Genomic DNA, 20,421 nt, shown 5'->3' on the forward strand with positions numbered 1-20,421 from the left:
TTAGAAAATTGAGTTTAATTGGGTGTAAAATAGATACCAGAAGAACTAATAAAGGGGAATTTCATGTTAAAAAAACTTGTCAAGACGCGTCAATTCAAAACGTTATCGCTGGAATTCGTAGCGTATGCTTTCGTCATTTTAGACTTACTTTATTATGAAGCTTTTCACCTGTCGGCTGAGATTGGTCTAATCTTCATTTTTATGGCGGTTCCAATGGCTTTCTTTGAGTCAAAGGGGAAGGGTTATCAGTGGTCGTGGCTCGCGGCTTCGACCTTGATTTGTGGAGCAGCCGCTTCCGTAATGAATCGACCGTACTTTGTGTTAGCTGTGCTGTTCTTTACCGCCGTTTATGCCTTCATGATTTATCACCCGATTAGTCTGTATCCTAAGTTTTGGATGATGTTGATCTACTGGATGGTGTTCATCTTGGGATGCGACATCATCACGTGGACGGGACGCAAGATTAATATCGTGACCGAGAGTCATAAGCAACTTTTGAGTGCTAATCTCGAGATTATTGGAATTACCCTGTTAGTGATGGTGATTTTGACGGCAATCGGCTACTTCTTGATTCATCGGCAGTTAGAACCCTTACTCATTAAAAACAGCATCATGTTCTGGATTAACGTGGTGTTGAGCGTCCTGTTGGTCATTCAGTCAGCGGTCGTGGTTTTTTGGCTGAAATTTGGACCGTTTCACCTTCACCTTGGTCCGCATTCCGTCATTGGTGGTTTCACGATGGTCGGCGGTAGTTTGATTGCCCTGGTGATTTACATTGAACTGGTGTTTATTATCATTAATTCGATTTGGTCGAGTTACACGATGGGCAAGTGGCAGGTCGTAAGTAGCTTCGTTTACTTGGACCTCGTGCTTGTGTTTATCATGCTGCTTCTGGGCAACTCATTAATTTAAATAAAATTGACAAGAGAAAATGGCTTCACGTATTTGGGTACGTGAAGCCATTTTTGGTTTGCTTAACCTTTGAGATACCAATCAATTAGTGATTGGTCATCTGAATCGGGATCGATAATAATTTGACCCATATCATTAGTTTTAGTTTTTTGAGCCGTATTTTTACTCAACAGATTATTCCAAAAATGTTGGATTTTTTTATCATTATTTTTCATGTGAATCCTTTTTAATTAATCCCTAATTTAAAATGCCATTACCAATAACTTAATTCCTTCAACGATGAAGTAGATCCCGATGAAGATAATAACAACGGCGTTTGAAAGGTATGGGGTAAACAATAGGATAATTCCAATGATGATTCCGATGATGCCGGCCGTTACGATTAACCAGTAGTAACGTTTGGCTGACTTCTGTTGTGCTTTGGTTACCGAGTAGATGCTTAGACCAGAGTCAACGATGAACCAGATCGCAAAGGCGATGGCGATGAGGTAGAAGCCAAATGATCGGCTGAATAACAGGATCAGACCAATGATGATATCGATAATTCCATTGATGATAATCAAGTATCCCGAAACATCAAAGTTCTTTTGCAGTTGATGATGAAGCACCAAGTGGTACAGGCCAATGCAGAGTGCCACGATTCCTAAAATAACGGCTAGTGCCTGCAGTGTGGCAAATGGCTTGATGAAGACAAAGAGTCCAGCGGCAACAAAGATAATTCCCGCAATTAGGGCCCATCCATCAAAACCCCTTTCTTTTTCATTAAACATATAAAACGCTCCCTTTATTTAAAGCTATTACATGGTCAATTATAACGTAGTTTGTGAGGAATGGTGAAAATAAAAAACAGCTAACTGCACGTTGATAGTGTGTGATTTGGGAACAGTTATGCACCTAACTATGCAAACATTAATTAACATAATTCCACCTTAGAAGTGCTATTCCTTATAAAGGAGTGCTTTATTATTTTTCTGTCTACGTTATATTTAAATTAATAAAACTTAAAGGAGTACATAAATGAAAATTATTTTTGCTCAGCAATTACAAAAATTACGAAAAGAAAAGGGAATTTCTCAAGAAGAGTTGGCAAATGATTTATATGTGACCCGTCAAACAGTTTCGAAATGGGAACTTGGTGAAACTACTCCAAATTTAAATACAATTGAGAAAATTGCCAAAATTTTTCAAATTCCAGTAGAGGTGTTGTTATTTGGTAATAAACCAGATAAAAATTCATCTAATCAAAATGGATACAATTCTCCTCAAAACGTTAACGAAAGATATCATCCGATTAATAATGTGTGGGAATTCTTAGCTAGATATTGGTGGATTGTTTTAATTTTGATTTTAGTATCTGGATTTGTGTTTACCGTAGCAGAAATGTTCCATAGTTAAGTTTATAGAGAGGAATTGGTATGCTTTCAGTAAAAGATATTAGTATTTCTTTTGGGAAAAATCATGTTTTGAAAAATGTTTCATTTGAAGTTAAATCTGGTGAAATTGTAGGTTTAATCGGTCCTAATGGAGCCGGTAAAAGTACGATTATGAAAACAATTTTAGGTCTTCTAAAGTTTAAGGGGTCAGTTTCCTTAAATGGTCAAAGTGTCACCACTACTAACCATATTGCACTGAAAAAAGTGGGAGCGTTGGTTGAAAATCCAGCTATTTATCCATTTTTAACAGGGATGGAGAACCTTAAACTATATAGTAAAGATTCAACAGATATGCATCATATTGTTTCGTTATTACAGATGAATTCATACATTGACCAAAAATCTAAAAATTATTCTATTGGAATGAAACAAAAATTGGGGATTGCAATTGCTTTATTAAATAAGCCTGATTTAGTTATTTTGGATGAGCCAATGAACGGTTTAGATATTGAAGCTACCATTAGTGTTAGAAAGATCATTAGGGAATATGCCCAAAATGGGACTGCCTTTTTAATTTCTAGTCATATATTATCAGAATTACAGAAAGTCATGACGGATATTTTAATTTTAAAAAATGGCAAAATAATTTTAAGTAAGTCATTACAAGAAATTTTTGAAACTAATGATCAAAAATACCGATTAATTACACGAAATATGAATAAGACAAAAGATATCTTAAAGAAATTCAAAGTTGATTTTATTGATGAAAGTGATTTTTATGTAATTAATCGAAGCAATTTGGATAAAATTCAAGAAATTCTGGCTGATAATAGTATTTATCTTGAAGAGTTGACTCCTGATAATGGTAATTTGGAAAAGATTGTAGTCCAAATTCTGGAGAAAGAGGGGGTTCAATAGAATGATTGCCAGTTTACGACATGAATTTTATAAATTTGTTCACCAAAGATTACCCTTATATGGAATTGCGATTTTGTTTGTTTTAATGCTTTACAGTGCCATAACGGGAAATAATGACAATTTAGTGGTTACACAAGGCTTCGGTATGGGCCAATGGTCCATCGTGATTTTAATTGCGATTGCGTCTGATTTTATTGCCATTGAATACCGTAATCATACTATTAGTACTCTGTTTTATAAAACATCTAATAAATTCAAGATTTATTTATCTAAGTTTATGATTGTGATGTTTTATGGAATAACTTTATTAGGACTTGGTTCCTTTGTGACTTTGATATTTACATTCTTTTTAGCTAATCAAGAATTTTCCTGGTTTTCGCTTGTTAATGATCAACATACTGTTTTAATTTCCCTCTTATTGAATATCATTGGTTATCTATTGTATATGATTTTTGTGATTGCACTTACTTTTCTTCTTATTTGTTTAACCCAAAATGAATCGTTTGTAATTGCAATGGGACTATTAATCGTGTTTTTAGGATCGAATATCTCAACCGCCATCATGAAAAGCATCCCGACTTCAGTCAATTTTATAAAATGGAATCCGTTGAATATGATTTATGTAATTAATCAATTATCTAATAAAAAGTACTTCCTATTTTCAAATTTAAGTAATGTTCAGTTAATAATAGGCACGCTTATTTATGGACTAGGATTTTTTGTTGTTGGGTATTTTATTTTTAAGCATCAACGGATTTAAAATGGAGGGGATCTAGTTATGCTACGTTGTTTACATCAGGAATTTTATAAAAGTATTCACCGAAAAATTGTTTATATTGCACCATTTTTAATTCCCGTTTATACGGTCATTGTTAAGATGGCTTCTGGTAATCAACAAAATAATTTGTTAGCTATGACAAATGACGATTCAAATCAGATTATTCCACTAGTGTTAATCATTGTCTGTTCGACACTTTTTACGATGGAGTATCAGAATAATGCGATTTTAACGATCCTTTATAAAGCTCCGCAAAAAGCTGACGTTTATTTTGCTAAAGTACTGATTGCATGTAGTTATGCGATAATATTACATTTATTTTCAATAATTTGCTTTTTTATTTTCCAGTTAGTTCCGTTTACTTCTTTGTCAATAAATTGGTTAGATTTATATCAATATCACAGTCCGTTAATTATAAATATGATTATTTTTAATTTAGTGGATTTGGTTGCATCTTTATTGATAATTAGTTTGGTATTTATTGCATCGTGCATTATTAATTCAAATGCGGTAGTTATTACAACTAATATTCTCATCGTTTTGATTGGTCAATTCGTCTCAGGCAATTTAGTAGATAAAAGTAATTCATTTTCTAATATATTAAAATGGAATCCCTTTAATATGCTGAACTTGACTAATCAATACTATAACTACGGAACTTATCATTTAACAACTCTTTTGAGCAATGGTCAATTAATGATTGGAACATTGGGATGGTCACTCACATTTTTAGTGTTAGGGTACATAATTTTTCAGAGAAAAAGTTTTTGATTAATATTTTTTATAAATAACGAAAAATACCTTTAGATCGGATTGATAAAATCCATCTAAAGGTATTTATATTGTTTAACTTTTAATAAAATGAAGGTTTTGACAGATTCTCCGTACCAGGCTCAACCACGCCAATGTCTTCACGTTGGTATTTACTTGGGTCTTCGATGATGCTGATGATTAACTTGGCAATGGCTTCCCGGGTGACTTGCGCACCCTTAAACGGTTTACCAGCGGGAATAACTTCGTATTTTTCGTTGTTCTTGTCGTTATAAAGCCAGGTCATCTTCAAGTAGGTGTAGTCAATGTCGGAATCAAGCAGTTCCTTATAGGCTTTCTTGGGATCGGCGTAGGTACTGCCAATCATCTCGTTGTTCCACTTCTTAAATGGTCCAACGACCGTATCGTCAACGTCCAGGAGACCAGCGACGATTAAACGTTTAACGTCTGCCTGGTCCATGGACTTGATAACGGAACTCATTGCCTCAGCGTGGGGAACATCCGAAAAGACGATGTCTTGGCCCTTCATGACGCTTGTCAGGGTTTCATTATCATTGATGTCGCCGTCAACGACAGTTTCTCGTTTGGGGTCACTGACAGTTAACCGACTTTTAGCGTTACGCGCTAGTAGGGTCATGTCAACGTCGGTGTCCTTTAATAATTTTTGAATTACGATGCTAGGAATTTGTCCCGCGGCACCTAAGATTAGTACTTTTTTTGCCATATGCAATTCCTCCGTTTCTATTCATCACTTTTGACGCCCTTAGTGTGACGCATTTCGTAACGAACTACAAATGTTATGAACGCCGAAAACAGTAAAATAATGGCGACAATCGTGTAGGGATAGTGCGGGTTAATGTCCATTAGAACCCCGGAAAAGATGGGTCCGATGATGTTACCAACACTGGTTAGTGACATGTTTAAGCCGTTGATTAATCCCTGGTTATTCTTGCCAAAACGAGTTAGAAGTGTTGTAATGGCAGGTCTGAGCACGTCAAAGGCACAAAAGACCACTAGGGTGGCAATGATGACTTCGATTTTGCTGTGAGCAAACAGAATCCAGACGATACAGATGGAACTAAGAACGAAACAGTCGCGGATGAGACCGAGTTCACCGCGCATTCGGACTAAGCGATCGAAGAAGACGACCTGAAGGACGAGAGAAATCATCCCGTTGATGATTAGGACGACAGCAATGTTATCAAGGGTAAAGTGAAAGACCTGGTTCACGTAGATCGTGTAGATACTTTCAAAGCCCTGCAGGCCAAATGATGAGATTAAAATCATGGCAAAAAGGGCAATCATGGTCCCGTTTAAGATGGACTTCAGGCCCTTTTCGGTGATGTGGACTTCCTCCATGACGGGATTTTTTTGATTGGTCTGTTTGATGTGCTTGGGAAGTCCTATGACAAAGAAGATGACGGCGATGATGCCAAGGACGCCCGCAAACCAGAACGGCGTCTTGTACCCAAACTTGGCGAGTGCACCACCAATCCCGGGACCGATGATTAAACCACCACTAAAAGCGGCTGAGAGCAGGCCAATGACCTTGGCCCGTTGTTCTGAAGACGACAGGTCAGCGGCCATTGCCATGGACGTTGGCACCACCATGGCGGCTGAAATTCCACCAATTAGTCGGGAAATATCGAATAACAGCAGCGTGTTAGATGCCGCAAACATCATTTCCGAGACGGAATAAAGGATTAGACCTCCAGCCAGAATTGGTGCTCGTCCAATCTTGTCTGAAATCCGGCCCACAAACGGCGATCCGATGAACTGAGCTAAGGCGTATAGTGAAGTCATGGTTCCCATCTGAGCGGTGGTTAGATGATATTCGTTTTTAATGAAGGGTTCGACTGGAATTACCAGACTCATCCCTAAACAAATGATAAAATTCGCAATAATCAGGATGAAAATTGCTCGTTTGGCAGCTTTTGACACGTCGATCCCTCCCGTTTCGTTAAGTAATATCATCCATTTTAGCACGGTATCACGCGCTTGCTCCAGTCCCTTTCTGAGAAATTGTGAAGTCAGATAAGTTGAAAAGCCGTGGTTTCGGACTTACATTCCGTAAGTTAAATTTTGATTGCAAAGCGTTACACTTATTAATTGTAATTGAAAATAAAAATCAATAGAATGGATGCAACGAGAGAAGAAGGGATGATTACATGAAGAAGGAAGAATTAGATCGTAATTTAAAAAAGTATGCGGAATTGATTGTCAAGGTCGGAGTAAACGTCCAACCGGGCCAGACGGTCGTTCTGTATATCTCTGATCATCACCAGGACTTGGCCCACATGATTGTGAAAGAAGCCTATAAAGCTGGGGCCGCCGATGTGATGGTTAAGTGGGACGACACCTTTGTGTCGCAACAATTTTTAGAACATGCCAGTGACGACCGGTTGGAAAACATTCCCCAATACATGATTGATGAGGCCAACTACATCGTTGATAAGCATGCCGCTCGGATCTCAGTTTTGTCGGAGGACCCGGCTGCTTTTGCCAAAATCGATCCCAAACGAGTGGCCAAAAACACGGCGGCCATGGGGAAGGCCACGAACGCGGTCCGGGTTGCTACGCAGAATAACGACTTAACCTGGACGGTCGTGGGTGCCGCTGACACAGCCTGGGCGAAACAGGTTTTTCCTGACTTGCCGGATGACGAATCCGTTGATAAGTTGTGGCGCGAGATTTTCAAAACCGCTCGAGTTGATAACGACGACCCCATTCAGGCTTGGAAGGACCACAAGGACCAACTCCAAGAAAAGGCAGCTTGGTTAAATGAGGAACAGTTTGACACACTGCAGTACCATTCCCCACGAACTGACATGGAGGTCGGATTGCCCAAGCACCACGTCTGGGTAGGGGCTGGCAGTACCAGTGTTGATGGCATTAAGTTCATGCCCAACATGCCGACCGAAGAGGTTTTCACCGCTCCTGACAAACGCCGCATTAACGGTCACGTCACTTCGACGAAGCCGTTAAGCTATTCTGGCACTTTGATTGAAGACATGGAGTTCACTTTTAAGGACGGACAGGTCGTAAAGGCTACCGCCAAGAAGGGGCAAAAGACACTTGACCACTTCCTTGCCACAGATCCGGGAGTTCGTTCGCTCGGAGAAGTTTCACTGGTGCCGGATCCCAGTCCAATTTCACAATCGGGCATTATCTTCTACAACACCCTGTACGACGAAAATGCCAGTGATCACATGGCCCTGGGCGCTGCTTATCCATTCAGTGTTGTTGGAGGGACCGAGATGAGTCCGGAAGAACAAGACCAGGCTGGCTTAAATAGCAGTCAAGAACACGTTGATTTCATGATGGGTTCTGACGACATGAACATCGACGGTGTTAAAGCTGATGGGACGGTCGTTCCCGTCTTTCGTAACGGAGACTGGGCCTAGTGAAAAAACCAATTGAAGTGGCTCATCCACTGACGATTGCGTCCACCACTGACAACAACATGGCACTGCCGCTGGCGATTAATTACACTTCCATCCTTTTAAACAATCCTGACGCTGACTTTGAGTTTTTTGTCGTCAACGATCATCTAAATCCCAAAAATCAGAACTTAATTGCTACCCTCCCGAAACTTTTTAGAAATTGTCGAACGGTGAAATTTTTAAAGCCCCACGAGGATCGCTACCAGAAGGCCAACACGGACGCCCCAAACAGCATCATCAAACGCAATACTTACTATCGCATTGATATTCCAGAAGAAATTGACCGTCCCAGGATTCTCTATCTTGACGCTGATATGATTTGTGTGGGAAACATTGATGAACTTTATCACGCTGATCTAAATGGGAAAGTAATTGGCGCCGTTGAAAATGCTGGTTATTTGGACCGCTTACGTGAGATGGGAATCAGTGAGAAAACTGGCCATTACTTTAACGCCGGCCTGTTACTAATTGATACCAAGAAATGGCGTAGCGCCGGTATTTCACAAAAAGCACGGCGACTTGCGAATGACCATCCAGAAATGTTACGGTTTCAGGATCAGGACGCCTTAAATGCCATTTTTAACGGTGATTGGCAGGCATTACCCTCCAAGTACAACGTGCAAAGTAACCTTATTAAAGGCAAGTACCGCAAAAGTGAGACGACGGACGGGCAACGTTCTCAAATTGAGGCGTTGGATCATCCCGTCATTGTGCACTACACAAACTTCGATAAGCCGTGGATTGTCAAGGTGGATCATCTGCATCCCTTGAGAAGTCTGTATGATGAGTACCAAAATAAATTACTGAATCAACTAGCGTGGTACGTTAGTAATCATCATTAGTTTTAGATCTAAAAAAGCACTTCAGAAAATTCTGAAGTGCTTTTAGTTTATTTAAAGAAGTGCTTTTGGTTTATTTAAATAGGTAGATGATAATGGTACCAATCATGTACGTCAAAATGTACAACATGACGATCAGTGAAACGTTTTTAACGATGACGTTATAAATTTCCCCCTTGTTTTGATTGAATTTGAACACTTTGACTTTGGTCCAAACGTAGGGATAAATTAGAATGGTCAGTAGGGCAAAGTAAGGAACGATGCCGACTGCCAAAGAAAGAATCGGAATTACGATGATTGAGAGCCAGTAGACCAAGTCAAACACCTTAATGGCGTTCTTTTTCCCGATGTAGTCGACTAGTGTATGACGGTTATTTCCAATGTCTTGTTCGAGGTCACACGTGTCGTTTGCGAGTTGGATGATAAAGAAGAGGATAAACGGTAATAGTGTCACCAAAAAGGCGTCCAGCACACTCATAAGGGTGAAGTTCCATCGGTGGATGCTTCCCATGTACATGTAAATCAGCGGAACAAAGAACGGAATTAACGTGGCGACCGCTAACTCACAGAATGGGGTGGCGTCTAAGGGCTTTGGTCCTGCCGAGTACGCCAGTCCCAATAGAAAACCAATTACACCGATGACCAGCGTGGGCCATCCGGTAAAGTAACTCAGGATCAAACCGGCGATTATAATGAAAGCGGCAAAACCGTACAACCAGTGCCGAATCATCGTGAGACTCAGATGATTACTCCCAATGGTGCTCGTACTGTGCTTGTAGTCCGTCTTGTCGGTGGCGTGTTCGTAGTCTTCGAGGTTGTTCTGCATGTTTAAAAATAGGTGCAGGGCGATGACAATCACGAAGGCACAGATGGCATACAGCCAGTTAAACGAGCCGTAGTAATAATAAGAAAAACTAGCCGCAAGTATGAGCCACGTCACGTCCAGCGGTGTTGTGTAAATCTCAGTTAGTTGATAAAAATACTTCCAGGTCATGATTTACCTCCAGTGTAAATGAATTAAAGAAAGATTTTGATGATGGTTCCGATCATGTATGTAATGATATACAACCCCATTAACATTGTCACCCCACCAACGATTTGATGATAGACTTCTTGCTTGTTCTGGTTGGTTTGAAAAACTTTAACTTTCTTCCAGGCCAGCGGATAAGCCAAAATAATTAAATTTGAGATGATTGGGACGTATCCAAAGAAGGATAAAATTGGTATGATTAAGATTGTCAACCAGAAAACAATTGTAAATAATTTAATTGCGTCTGATGGTCCGATGTAATACACCAGGGTGTAGCGATGATTCCCAATGTCTTCTCTTAGGTCACAGGTGTTGTTGGCGAGTTGGGTGATGTAGGCAAGCACAAACAGGAACATGGTGACCAAAAAGACGTCGACGATACTGTCCCAGGAAAAGTGAAAGCGATGAATGCTTCCTAGATAGACGTAGACCAGCGGGTCAAAAAACATGATGAGCATGCCGGTCGCAAGTTCACAAAATGGGGTGGAGTCCACTGGTCTCGGACCCGCCGAGTAGGCTAGTCCGAGGCCAAAGCCGATGATGCCGATGATTAGTGTCGGCCAACCGGTGAGGTATGCGAGCGTGAGTCCAAGGACGGCGACAATTATCCCCATTATTACGACCCATTTCCAGATCATCCGGGTACTTAGGTGGTACTTACCAATGATACTGGTAGCGTGCTTGTAGTCGGTCACGTCGGTCGCGTGTTCGTAGTCTTCCAGGTTGTTATGTAGGTTTAAAAACAGATGCATCAAGAACACGATGAAGAAAGCCCAGATGGCATACAGCCAGTTAAAAGAACCGTAAAAGTAGTACGAAAAGCTGGCACAGAACAGTAGGATTAAGACGTCGACTGGGGTGGTGTACATCTCGGTTAGTTGATAAAAGTATTTCCACTTCATTGTTTTGCCTCCGAAAGTCATTGTTAATGTTATTATTATTAAGGATAATGCTGTTATTATAGTACCATGAAAATATCGTAAGGTTACCATAAAAAAGGAAAAGACATGAAAACAACCATTTGGAATAAATTTCCTGAAATTGAATCTGAACTGGTTCAAGTTCAATCACTCATAAGTAAAGAGATTCAGGTTCCTGAGGCCGAGTTTAAACGGGGAATCGAAGAACTAATTAACGGAAACGGCAAGATGCTAAGGGCGGCGCTCCTGTTAATCGCGGGTAACTTTGGCACGGAAGCAGTTGAGCGAGAGAAACTCCTCCAGGCCGCCGCTTCAATTGAGGTCATTCATTTGGCTTCTTTGGTCCACGATGACGTCATTGACCAATCGGACCTAAGACGGGGGGAAGATACGTTAAACGCTCAATTTGGCCAGCGCGAAGCCATCTACCTGGGTGATTACCTGTTCACGAAATACTTTGAAATGCTTTTGGACTATGCCCCGAGTTTTGATAATTTGCGTTACAACGTTGAAAGCATGAAGGACGTCTTGTTTGGCGAGTTGGCCCAAGACGAAAGTAAGTATGATTTAGACCGAAGTGAACAGGACTACTTTGATTCAATTCAGGGAAAGACGGCGGAACTCTTCAAAGTGGCAATGGGGGAGGGCGCCATTCTTTCAATGGCTGACAATAACACCGTCCAGATTGCTGAGCAGATTGGTTTGAACTTTGGGATGGCGTTTCAGATTCGAGACGACCTCCTGGACTTTGAGCCAGACGTTGAAACCGAAAAGCCCACTCTGCACGATGCCAGTGAGGGCGTGTATACCTTGCCCGTCATTGAAACTTTCAAGACCGCTGACGGTCCGAAGTTAAAAAAAATCCTAAAAAAAGACCAGCTTAAAAAAGCTGATCTAAAAGAAATTGCTAAAATTGTGAGTGACAGTGGCGGAATGCAAGCGGCGCGTCAGATTTATACGCAGTACTTAGACGACGCTTTTGACCTAATTGCGCAGTTACCACAATCTGAGAGTACCGCTGTCCTTAAAACCATCATTTCGGAATTGTTTCAGTATTCTAAATAACCGAATAATTATTTCCCAACGTCCATTGCGTACAGTCTACGATAACGGGCGTTATTTTTATACAATGCTTGCGGATTTCCTTCCATTTTGATGACGCCGTTTTCAAGGAAGATAACCTCATTCATTTCGTCTAAGCCTTGAAGGTGATGGGTAACCCAAATCATGGTTTTGTCTTTTAAAACTCGACTGATGGTGTTAATCAGGTTATTTTCGGTAATCGGGTCCAGTCCCACCGTAGGTTCATCTAGTAGGACAATTGGATTGTCCTGCAAAAGAATGCGGGCGAGCGCAATTCGTTGCCGTTGTCCGCCAGAGAATCTGATTCCGTTTTCCTTGACGTTCGTTTCATAGCCGTCTGGTAGTGATTCAATGTAATCAGACAATCCTACGGCCTTGATGGCCCTTTTGACGTCTTCGTCAGTAGCAGTTTCGTTTCCGATTCGGACGTTGTTTAAGACCGACGTGTCAAATAGAAACGGACTCTGATCCAGGACACTGAACCATTTATAGCTGTCAGACTCAAACTTGTAGGCGTCGATGTTGTTGATTAAGACGTGTCCAGTCGTTGGCGTAAGCGCTCCGGTTAAAAGCTGCAAGAGGGTTGTCTTTCCAACTCCGCTGGGTCCGATGATTGCTAACTTGTGGTGTTTATCAATCTTAAACGAGACGTCTTTGATGATGTCACTTGGATCATCTTGGTAGTGAAAAGTCACGTGATCGAGTTTAATGGAATTAAAGTCAGATGGGGCGGGCAACTTTTCGTCTGAGACGTACGGTTTCCTCTCTTCGTCTGAAAGTTGATTCAAGTGGACCACCGAATCACTGTACATTGGCCACTCTTCTAAGGCTTGAGATACTGGGACGAAGGCATCCATCAGTGGGAAGATTCCCATGACGAAGGCGGCCGCGTAGTTAACGAGTTCCTGTGACCCCTTGAAGTACAGGTTAGACCAAAGCAGGGTCCCGATGATGACGATTGCGAAGACCACTTTAATGAGAAATTCACGATTCCACTCAAATAAGTGGGTCTGATCGTTAGACTTGGCAATCTTCGGGTCGTTTTTTCTGACATGATTAAGAAAGCCCTTTTCTCGACCGGAAATCATCCAGTCCGCGATTCCAAGGGTTGAATCCGTCAGATTTTCATAAGACTGGTGGAGTAGCGACTTTTGGTATTCCTTAGAAGCCCCCCGCATGGCCTCAGAGGCAAGTGGGACAAAGAACAAAATGATGGTAAACGCAACGAACATGAAGATGGCATAGGGCCAACTAATGATGCCTAAGGCTACAATGATGATGATACCCGTGATGTAGGCCACAAGGGTTGGAAATATGGTTCTCAGGTACAGGTTTTCAAGGTGGTCAATGTCGTCGGCTAGGACGCCCAGTAAATCACCGGTCTGAAATTTCTCACTCAAAAAAAAGGCGGATGATTCCAGGGTAGTGTAGAGCCGTTTTCGAAGGGCGGACGTTACCTTTAAGACCCAGTTATGACTGTTTAGTCGCTCTAAGTACTTAAAGACCGGTCGGCCAATTCCGAAGGCCCGCGTTAAGATGACCGGGACGTAAACGATCAGGATGTTGTAGGGATGAGTGGCCGAACGACTAATTAAGTAGCCGGCAACGAACATCAATCCAATCCCACACCCAAAGGTCAAGACTCCGAGAAAGAAGACCCAGAATAACAGGACCTTGTACTTGGTCAGGTATGGTTTAATCCACGTATCGTTTTTAAGTAGTTTACGCATTGTTTCCACCTCGAATCTCACTAATCAATTGCTTGTAGGCTCCGTTTTGGTTGGATAATTCAGTTTGAGTTCCTTGTTCAACGATTTTGCCGTCTTCCATGACTAGAATGTAGTCCATTTCGTTCATCCAATGAAGTCTGTGGGTCGCAAAGATGACGAGGTGGTTTTTGAAGATCGGAACCATGGTTTGTTTCAGTTGATATTCGGTTTCAATGTCCAAATGGGCGGTTGGTTCATCTAACAGGAGAATCGTTCGCTCGGTATCAAGCAGGGTTCGGGCCAGGGCAATTCTTTGGGCCTGACCGCCACTAATTCCTCTGCCACCTTCGCCAATCTTGGTATTCGCCTTGTCGGGAAGACTGGCGACAAACTTAGACAGACCCGCTTTTTCGATGGCCGAGTTAATGGCGTAAGCCTTAGCATCGGGTTTATAAAAGGCGACGTTTTGGGCAATGCTTCCGGCAAAGATGTATGGATCCTGGGGGATGTAACTGATGTGCTTCTGCCATTCCGATTGAGCGAGACTGTCAACTGCTTGACCGTCAACGTTGAATGGGAGATGACCGTTTTCGTTGGTTGGAGACAGCCAGCCTCCAAGGAGGTTTAAAAGCGTGGACTTTCCCGAGCCAGACCGACCCACGATTCCGATGTTAACGAATCCGTTCAGATTGAAATTGGCATCAGCGATATTGTCCTCCTTTTGGTCGTAACTGAAGTTTAAGTCACTGACCTTTAAGGTACTGTCCTTAGTCCAGTTGTGAAAGTTGGTTAGTTTAATTTTGCTGGTTGGACTTGGTAAATCCAGAATCTTGTTAATGTCAATCAGGGCATTTTTGCCGTCCAAAGTGGCATGGTAGTCATTTCCGTAATCTCTGACCGGTAAAAAGTAGTCCGGGCAGAGAATTAGGATGATTAGGGCTGGAAGCAAGGTCACCGTTCCATTAATTAATTTCACACCTAATAAGACGGCCACGATGGCAATTGACATGGTCGTAAAGAAGTCGAGGGCAAACGTCGATAGTAAAGCGACCCTTAACACGCTCATCGTGCTCTTTCGGTAATTTTCACTAACCCGATAGATGTTATCTCCGTAGGATTTACTGAGGCCAAAGAGCTTGAGGGTCTTAAGCCCCCGCATGCTGTCGATGAAGTTATTGGACATCTCTTTAAAGCCAGAATACTGTCGGTCAGATTTAGCCTGAGCGGCGAGTCCTAGAATAATCATGAACAAGATGATTACCGGAAAGACCAGTAGCATCACGACCGCTGAGAGCCAGTTAACGAAGAAGCAGTACAAAAGGATGATCCATGGAATGATCGCCAGGTTAATGGTCTTCTGCAAGATGAGGTTAAGGTAGTTTTCGACCTTATCAATCCCTTCAAGTGCTAGGGTTACCATGTGACCTGATCCGATGTTTGAGACCATGGCGGGTCCTAGTTCGAATTCTTTTTGTAGGAGTTGTTCTTTTAACTGACTACTAGCCTGACTGGCAAATTTATCGGTAATTTGATTTTCAATTCTTGTGATCAGGTATCTTAATGCGAAAGCAACAAAAAAAGATAGCACAGGTATGGTTAACGCTGCTATCTTTTTTTGTTCCCAAGTAAGCACCATTGCCTGTGAGAGAAAAAGGGCTTCTAGAATGATAGCGACCGATTGGACGACTGCTAGAATACTTAGCTTGGCAATTAATTTTTTGACCCCAGGAATTGATAGAAGTTGTTTATCAAACATGTTTTATCAATCCTTAATTTTTAATATCCAGAATTGGCATCTTCCATATCTTTAAGCGAAATGCGATGCCATTGTGAGACGTAACTCCAGGTAAAGTAGATCGCGATGAGCGGTAGGAGGATACATGCCACGATGGTCATTACAACTAACGTATATGGTGATGAAGAAGCGTTTGCGATTGAAATCGTGTGAACTGGATCATTGGCACCCAATACGTTAGGGAATAAACCAATAAAGATCAGGATTACTAGTAAGGCGAGGGTACTGGTACTTGCAAGATAAGCTTGTACTTCATGACCAGAGCCACTAGCAATTTGACCCCAAATAGTTGTAGCAACGATTAATGCTAATACTACTACAGTTGAGACCAAATGTGTCTCGAAAAAGTTGGTTTGGAAATATAAGGCAATCACAACTAGGATTTCCACTGGGTAAGCCAACCAGTATAGGTTGGATGCCATTGCTGAGGCGTGGTATCGAATTAAGCCCGCCGTGTGCAAGGAAATGTAGTGAAGGCCTTGGTAGAGACATAAGGCAGTTACCGTGATTCCACCAAGGATTGAAAGTGGGTTAACAACGTCGAAGAAGGTGACGTAGATGTTACCCTGACCGTCCATTGGCAAACTTTGAATCATGTCGGTAAAAAGCATTCCGAACAGGAAGGGGATGAAGACACTTCCGAAGAAGTTGGCCCACATCCATCGGTTTCGGCCCTTTTTGGTCTCTGCGTTTTCGGAGAATTCAAACGAGACTCCCCGAAAAATTAGAGCCACCAGGATAAAGAACAGCAGGAGATAGAATCCGGAGAACAACGAGGCGTACCACATTGGCATCGCCGCAAACATTGAACCACCAGCGGCAACCAAGAAGACTTCGTTTCCACTCCAGTGGGGTCCAATCGTTCGAAGTACCAAAGCTGCTTCGTCGTAATTACTAGCCAGCAGTCTTGTTGACATTCCGGCCCCAAAATCAGCTCCATCGAGAATTAAGAACAGTGCGAACAGTAATCCGATTAAGAAATACCATAAAAGTTGTAATAAACTCATTTCTCAAAAGCCTCCTTTGAAAATGGATCTTCGGTATCGTAGCTCTCGTGATCGCCGACACCTTCAGGCCCCTTGTAAAGTGATTTTCGTGCGTAAATAAACATGAAGACACCCAAAGTGGCAAATAAGAAGAAGTAAATAATAATGGTAAAGAGCACGGAAGCCGCCGTCGTACTTGGCGAAACCGCTTTGGCAATTGGCAGTAATCCGTAGACAACCCATGGGTCACGACCTCTTTCGGTAACCAGCCAACCACAGGTGTTAATAATGAACGGTCCAAATGTTCCAACCGTCAGCAGTAGCGTCAACCACCACTGCTTCCCAATCGTATTCTTCTTTTTCCTTGAGAACCACAGTCCACAGATGGCTAAGAAAGCTAGTGTCATTGCACCAAATACCATGATTCTAAATGAGTAGAACAAGGTGTTTACTGGTGGGTAGTAGTTCATATCTTTGCCAAACTGACTATTCCACTTCTTGTGTAATTTTGCATTAGTTTCATTCATACCGGTAACCGATCCACTTAGCTTGTGGTAGGTCAAGATGTCCATCATGTATGGAATCTCAATCTTGAAACTAGCACGGTGTTCGTTAGTATGAGCGAATTCAACGGCCGTCCAAGCAGCTGGACTTTTAACGTTTTCAAATTCACCTTCAGCAGCGGCGAATTTCATTGGTTGTTGATGGCTTAAGTAAAGCATCTGTTGGTCTCCACTAAGGAAGCTACCGCAGACAGCAATCAAACCAACGACTAAACCAATTCGCATTGATTTTCTGAAGAAGTCGGGCCACTTCTTTCTAAAGATCATCCAAGCCGATGCACCAGCGACGATGAAACCACCGGTAACACAGGCTCCGAAGATCACATGGGGAAATTCGTACCAGAGTTGTTGGTTAGTGAGAATGGCACTAAAACTAGTCATTAAAGCGTGCCCGGTCTTAGGATCAATCCGGTAACCAACGGGATGTTGCATGAAACTGTTGGCAGATAAAATCCAAAGTGCTGAAATGGCTGAACCAAAGAAGACCAACCAAATCATCAGGGCGTGCCAAGCAGGTTTTAATTTGTCCCAGGTGAACATCCAAACCCCGATAAACGTTGATTCCAAGAAGAAGGCCAACAGAGCTTCGATGGCTAACGGCGCCCCGAAGATGTCACCCATAAATCTTGAGTAATCAGACCAGTTCATCCCGAACTGGAATTCTTGAATCAAACCAGTTACAACTCCGACCGCGAAACTAAGTAAGAAAATCTTACTCCAAAATCTCGTCATCGTCTTATAGACTGGTTTTTTGGTCACCGCATAGAAGGTTTCCATGATTGCAACGATCAATGCCAATCCAATTGACATTGGGACGAAGAAGAAATGGAAAATCGTGGTTTCAGCGAACTGAATCCGCGCTAGCGGCAAAACACTTAAACCTAAATTAAGCATTGTGAATAGTTCCTCCTTAAATCAATTTAACTTTCTAACATGGTCCGAATGTTTCCGAGTTCAAGTCCGTTCTTTTTGAAGATCATGTTCTTAAAGATTGGGACAATCCATCCCTTTAACTTAAAGGTCATGCCGAACATGTAAATTTCGGCAATTCCACTGTATGGGCCAAGTGAACAAACGGTTCCCATTGATTTGTAGTCGAACTTAATGGCAGGTTTACCATTTAGTTTGTTTAAGAAATCATTGACAGCAACGTCCGCTTCGTAGATGGAAATCTGACCAGTCGTTGGAAACATCCGACCGGACTTGTCATCTTTAACGGCTGAGACGTCACCAATGATGTACTGGTTAGGAAAGTCGTCTAAGCTCATGTTCGTGTTAACGGCGACCCGGTTTCGTTTCTCGTTTGGATACTGTGAATCGGGAATAACGTCAGATCCCTTTACTCCAGCAGTCCAGAAGACTAAGTGAGATGGGATAAACTTGTTATCTTTACCATAGTAAGCACCATCAGCCGTAATCTTTGACACCGTGTCACCCATGATGAACTTAACGCCCTTCTTTTCAAGGAAGTGTTGCGCGTAGTCACCGAGTTTTTTGTTAAACATTGGCAAAAAGCCCGGAGCGATACAGGTAATTTTGAACTCTTCTTTTTTGAAACCATACTTTTTGGCCCATTTTGGCACCATGTGCACGAGATCCCCTAAAAGTTCGATGCCAGTAAAACCACCACCGACAACCACGATGTTCAAGAGCTTAGCATCCTTAAACTCATCGTAGGCATCCAGGGTGGTTTGAATCTTCTTGTAGTCAGCGACTGAGTTATCAATGTCACTGATCTGAAGACCAAACTCGTCTGCACCCGGGGTGCCAAACGTTTCGGGTTCAAATCCAAGCGCATTGAACAGGTAGTCGTAACTTAAATCACCGTTGTTTTTCGTTTGGACCGTGTTATCTTTACCATTTACTTTAATAACTTCATCCTCTATGAAATGAATCTTAGGATTGATCATGTCGGTAATTCTAAACATGAGTCGTTCTGGTGCTTCATCTCCTGATGCGACCTTGTAGAGGCCGGTCGAGTCATAATGATAAGCATTTTTATTAACCAAGGTAATGTCTAGATTGGCCTTACTCTTAGCTAAAAGCTTGCAAGCCCTTAATCCAGCGAATCCACCGCCTAGTATTAAGACTTTTTTCATTATTAGGATCTCCTTTCAATACACACCTATTATTGTGTAAATCTTAACATTATTTTAACGCTAATGCTGACATTGTGTCACTCTTTTTATGAGGAAATTTTAATAAAATATTTATTGATTGATAAGAAAGGGAGATAAAATCGTTTTAGTACCGTCATTTGGGCATTAATAAGTGATGTTCCTTGCAAGTGATTTTGAGTTAGGCGATTATGAACGTAGTCTCAAAAGCAAAATAAATTTTCCGCTTATAGGAGGCAAAAAATGGCTAAAATTGACAAAATTTTAAATCAAGAGGGGATTGACCGCATTGCGATTAGTCCCTATCAAAAATATTCACGGGGTTACATGGAGCCAGGAAATCTCGGGACTGGCTATGTTACTGGCCTAAAAGTTGACGCCGGGACCCGTGAAAAGACGGACGATGGCGTCTTGGATGGAATCGTATCTTACGACCGAGCCGAGTGTAAGAACGCCTACATCGGCCAGATTAACATGATGACGGCCTCCAGCTTCACGGGCGTTCAGGGTCACATTCTGGGATATGATCTCCTGAGAAATCCAGAAGTCGATCGGGCACAACCGTTGTTTAAGGTGACCCAGTGGGATGGTTCGAAACTACCAATTTACGATGGGAAACCACTGCAGGATTCGCTGGTAGAATTCTTTGGAACGGCTGACAATCGTCGGCACTATCCAGCTCCGGGGAGTTTCATTATTTGTGCTAACAAGGGCGTGACTGCCGAACGACCAATCGAAGACCGCCCGCTAAAACCGGGTGAAAGTTACGGCGTTTGGTCCGCCATTGCCATTTCAATTGCGAAGGATCCCGTTCATAATTCCTCCATGTTCATTGAGGATGCTGGAACCTGGAACACTCCCAACGAGGACGACCTCGGCGAATTCTTGGCCAGAAGAAGAGAAGCCATCGCGCGTTCGATTGCCCAGTGTGGTCAAGATGCGGGCACTTCGTTTGCCAGTTCGTGGATTGGCTTTGCCCACGTCATGATGAAACCGGGTGAGATTGGTAACGCGATTACCGTTGGACCCTACTTTTCGATTCCAGTTGATGCGGTTCCTGGCGGTTCGATTTTGACTCCAGACGTTGACATGAACATCATGGAGAACCTGAGTTTACCAAAATGGCTTGAAAAGATGAATTACCAGTCAATTGTCGCAGACCAAAATATTCAGTATTAATGTTG

At 42.2% G+C, this 20,421-nt stretch carries 20 protein-coding genes; 9 read left to right on the forward strand and 11 right to left on the reverse strand.

The window, feature by feature from the left end:
• The first annotated feature begins 63 nt into the window (after positions 1 to 63).
• Positions 64 to 912 (forward strand): hypothetical protein, encoded by an 849-nt coding sequence (locus AC6UD4_RS00060; RefSeq protein WP_500693258.1) that lies wholly within the window; start codon positions 64 to 66, stop codon positions 910 to 912.
• Between the two features lie 62 nt (positions 913 to 974).
• On the opposite strand, the gene AC6UD4_RS00065 is transcribed toward AC6UD4_RS00060, so the two are convergent.
• Positions 975 to 1,127 (reverse strand): hypothetical protein, encoded by a 153-nt coding sequence (locus tag AC6UD4_RS00065; RefSeq protein WP_500693259.1) that lies wholly within the window; start codon positions 1,125 to 1,127, stop codon positions 975 to 977.
• Between the two features lie 27 nt (positions 1,128 to 1,154).
• On the reverse strand, positions 1,155 to 1,682 hold the full coding sequence (locus AC6UD4_RS00070) for a DUF308 domain-containing protein (protein WP_500693260.1): 528 nt from the start codon (positions 1,680 to 1,682) through the stop codon (positions 1,155 to 1,157).
• 247 nt (positions 1,683 to 1,929) lie between these two features.
• On the opposite strand from AC6UD4_RS00070, the gene AC6UD4_RS00075 reads away from it, so the two are divergent.
• The 4 genes from AC6UD4_RS00075 to AC6UD4_RS00090 are packed head-to-tail and all read left to right on the forward strand — an operon-like array spanning position 1,930 to position 4,752.
• Entirely contained in the window at positions 1,930 to 2,307 is a 378-nt protein-coding gene (locus AC6UD4_RS00075; protein ID WP_500693261.1) for a helix-turn-helix transcriptional regulator, read from the forward strand.
• A 20-nt stretch (positions 2,308 to 2,327) separates the two neighbouring features.
• Positions 2,328 to 3,203: an ABC transporter ATP-binding protein gene (locus AC6UD4_RS00080; protein WP_500693262.1), complete on the forward strand. Its 876-nt coding sequence runs from the start codon at positions 2,328 to 2,330 to the stop codon at positions 3,201 to 3,203.
• 1 nt (position 3,204) lies between these two features.
• Entirely contained in the window at positions 3,205 to 3,963 is a 759-nt protein-coding gene (locus AC6UD4_RS00085; protein ID WP_500693263.1) for an ABC transporter permease, read from the forward strand.
• 18 nt (positions 3,964 to 3,981) lie between these two features.
• Positions 3,982 to 4,752, forward strand: a complete 771-nt coding sequence (locus tag AC6UD4_RS00090; RefSeq protein ID WP_500693264.1) for an ABC transporter permease — start codon at positions 3,982 to 3,984, stop codon at positions 4,750 to 4,752.
• Positions 4,753 to 4,834: 82 nt separating this feature from the next.
• Here AC6UD4_RS00090 and AC6UD4_RS00095 read toward each other — a convergent pair whose 3' ends face one another.
• Positions 4,835 to 5,476: an NAD(P)H-binding protein gene (locus AC6UD4_RS00095; protein WP_500693265.1), complete on the reverse strand. Its 642-nt coding sequence runs from the start codon at positions 5,474 to 5,476 to the stop codon at positions 4,835 to 4,837.
• Positions 5,477 to 5,493: 17 nt separating this feature from the next.
• A complete protein-coding gene (locus tag AC6UD4_RS00100; protein WP_500693266.1) occupies positions 5,494 to 6,693 on the reverse strand; it encodes an MFS transporter in 1,200 nt (399 codons plus the stop codon).
• Between the two features lie 227 nt (positions 6,694 to 6,920).
• Here AC6UD4_RS00100 and AC6UD4_RS00105 point away from each other — a divergent pair, with 227 nt between their 5' ends.
• Positions 6,921 to 8,156 (forward strand): aminopeptidase, encoded by a 1,236-nt coding sequence (locus AC6UD4_RS00105; protein WP_500693267.1) that lies wholly within the window; start codon positions 6,921 to 6,923, stop codon positions 8,154 to 8,156.
• Positions 8,156 to 9,037: a glycosyltransferase family 8 protein gene (locus AC6UD4_RS00110; RefSeq protein ID WP_500693268.1), complete on the forward strand. Its 882-nt coding sequence runs from the start codon at positions 8,156 to 8,158 to the stop codon at positions 9,035 to 9,037. The genes AC6UD4_RS00105 and AC6UD4_RS00110 overlap by 1 nt, the downstream gene beginning before the upstream one ends.
• Positions 9,038 to 9,107: 70 nt before the next feature.
• Here the strand turns inward: AC6UD4_RS00110 and AC6UD4_RS00115 are convergent, their stop codons facing one another.
• Positions 9,108 to 10,028: a prenyltransferase gene (locus AC6UD4_RS00115; protein ID WP_500693269.1), complete on the reverse strand. Its 921-nt coding sequence runs from the start codon at positions 10,026 to 10,028 to the stop codon at positions 9,108 to 9,110.
• Between the two features lie 23 nt (positions 10,029 to 10,051).
• A complete protein-coding gene (locus AC6UD4_RS00120) occupies positions 10,052 to 10,966 on the reverse strand; it encodes a prenyltransferase (protein WP_500693270.1) in 915 nt (304 codons plus the stop codon).
• A gap of 105 nt (positions 10,967 to 11,071) precedes the next feature.
• On the opposite strand from AC6UD4_RS00120, the gene AC6UD4_RS00125 reads away from it, so the two are divergent.
• On the forward strand, positions 11,072 to 12,049 hold the full coding sequence (locus tag AC6UD4_RS00125) for a polyprenyl synthetase family protein (protein WP_500693271.1): 978 nt from the start codon (positions 11,072 to 11,074) through the stop codon (positions 12,047 to 12,049).
• An 8-nt stretch (positions 12,050 to 12,057) separates the two neighbouring features.
• Here AC6UD4_RS00125 and cydC read toward each other — a convergent pair whose 3' ends face one another.
• The 5 genes from cydC to AC6UD4_RS00150 are packed head-to-tail and all read right to left on the reverse strand — an operon-like array spanning position 12,058 to position 19,219.
• A complete protein-coding gene (cydC, locus tag AC6UD4_RS00130) occupies positions 12,058 to 13,797 on the reverse strand; it encodes a thiol reductant ABC exporter subunit CydC (RefSeq protein WP_500693272.1) in 1,740 nt (579 codons plus the stop codon).
• Positions 13,790 to 15,532 (reverse strand): thiol reductant ABC exporter subunit CydD, encoded by a 1,743-nt coding sequence (gene cydD / locus AC6UD4_RS00135; RefSeq protein ID WP_500693273.1) that lies wholly within the window; start codon positions 15,530 to 15,532, stop codon positions 13,790 to 13,792. Before cydD ends, cydC begins: the two co-directional genes overlap by 8 nt.
• 20 nt (positions 15,533 to 15,552) lie before the next feature.
• Positions 15,553 to 16,578, reverse strand: coding sequence for a cytochrome d ubiquinol oxidase subunit II (gene cydB / locus AC6UD4_RS00140; RefSeq protein WP_500693274.1), 1,026 nt, complete (start codon positions 16,576 to 16,578; stop codon positions 15,553 to 15,555).
• Positions 16,575 to 18,014, reverse strand: a complete 1,440-nt coding sequence (locus tag AC6UD4_RS00145) for a cytochrome ubiquinol oxidase subunit I (RefSeq protein ID WP_500693275.1) — start codon at positions 18,012 to 18,014, stop codon at positions 16,575 to 16,577. Before AC6UD4_RS00145 ends, cydB begins: the two co-directional genes overlap by 4 nt.
• A 26-nt stretch (positions 18,015 to 18,040) precedes the next feature.
• Positions 18,041 to 19,219: an NAD(P)/FAD-dependent oxidoreductase gene (locus AC6UD4_RS00150; RefSeq protein ID WP_500693276.1), complete on the reverse strand. Its 1,179-nt coding sequence runs from the start codon at positions 19,217 to 19,219 to the stop codon at positions 18,041 to 18,043.
• 261 nt (positions 19,220 to 19,480) lie between these two features.
• Between AC6UD4_RS00150 and hdcA the strand changes: the two genes are divergently transcribed.
• A complete protein-coding gene (hdcA, locus tag AC6UD4_RS00155) occupies positions 19,481 to 20,416 on the forward strand; it encodes a histidine decarboxylase, pyruvoyl type (protein ID WP_500693277.1) in 936 nt (311 codons plus the stop codon).
• The last annotated feature ends 5 nt before the right edge of the window (positions 20,417 to 20,421 follow it).

This window comes from Fructilactobacillus sp. X3R5C2 (assembly GCF_059901175.1).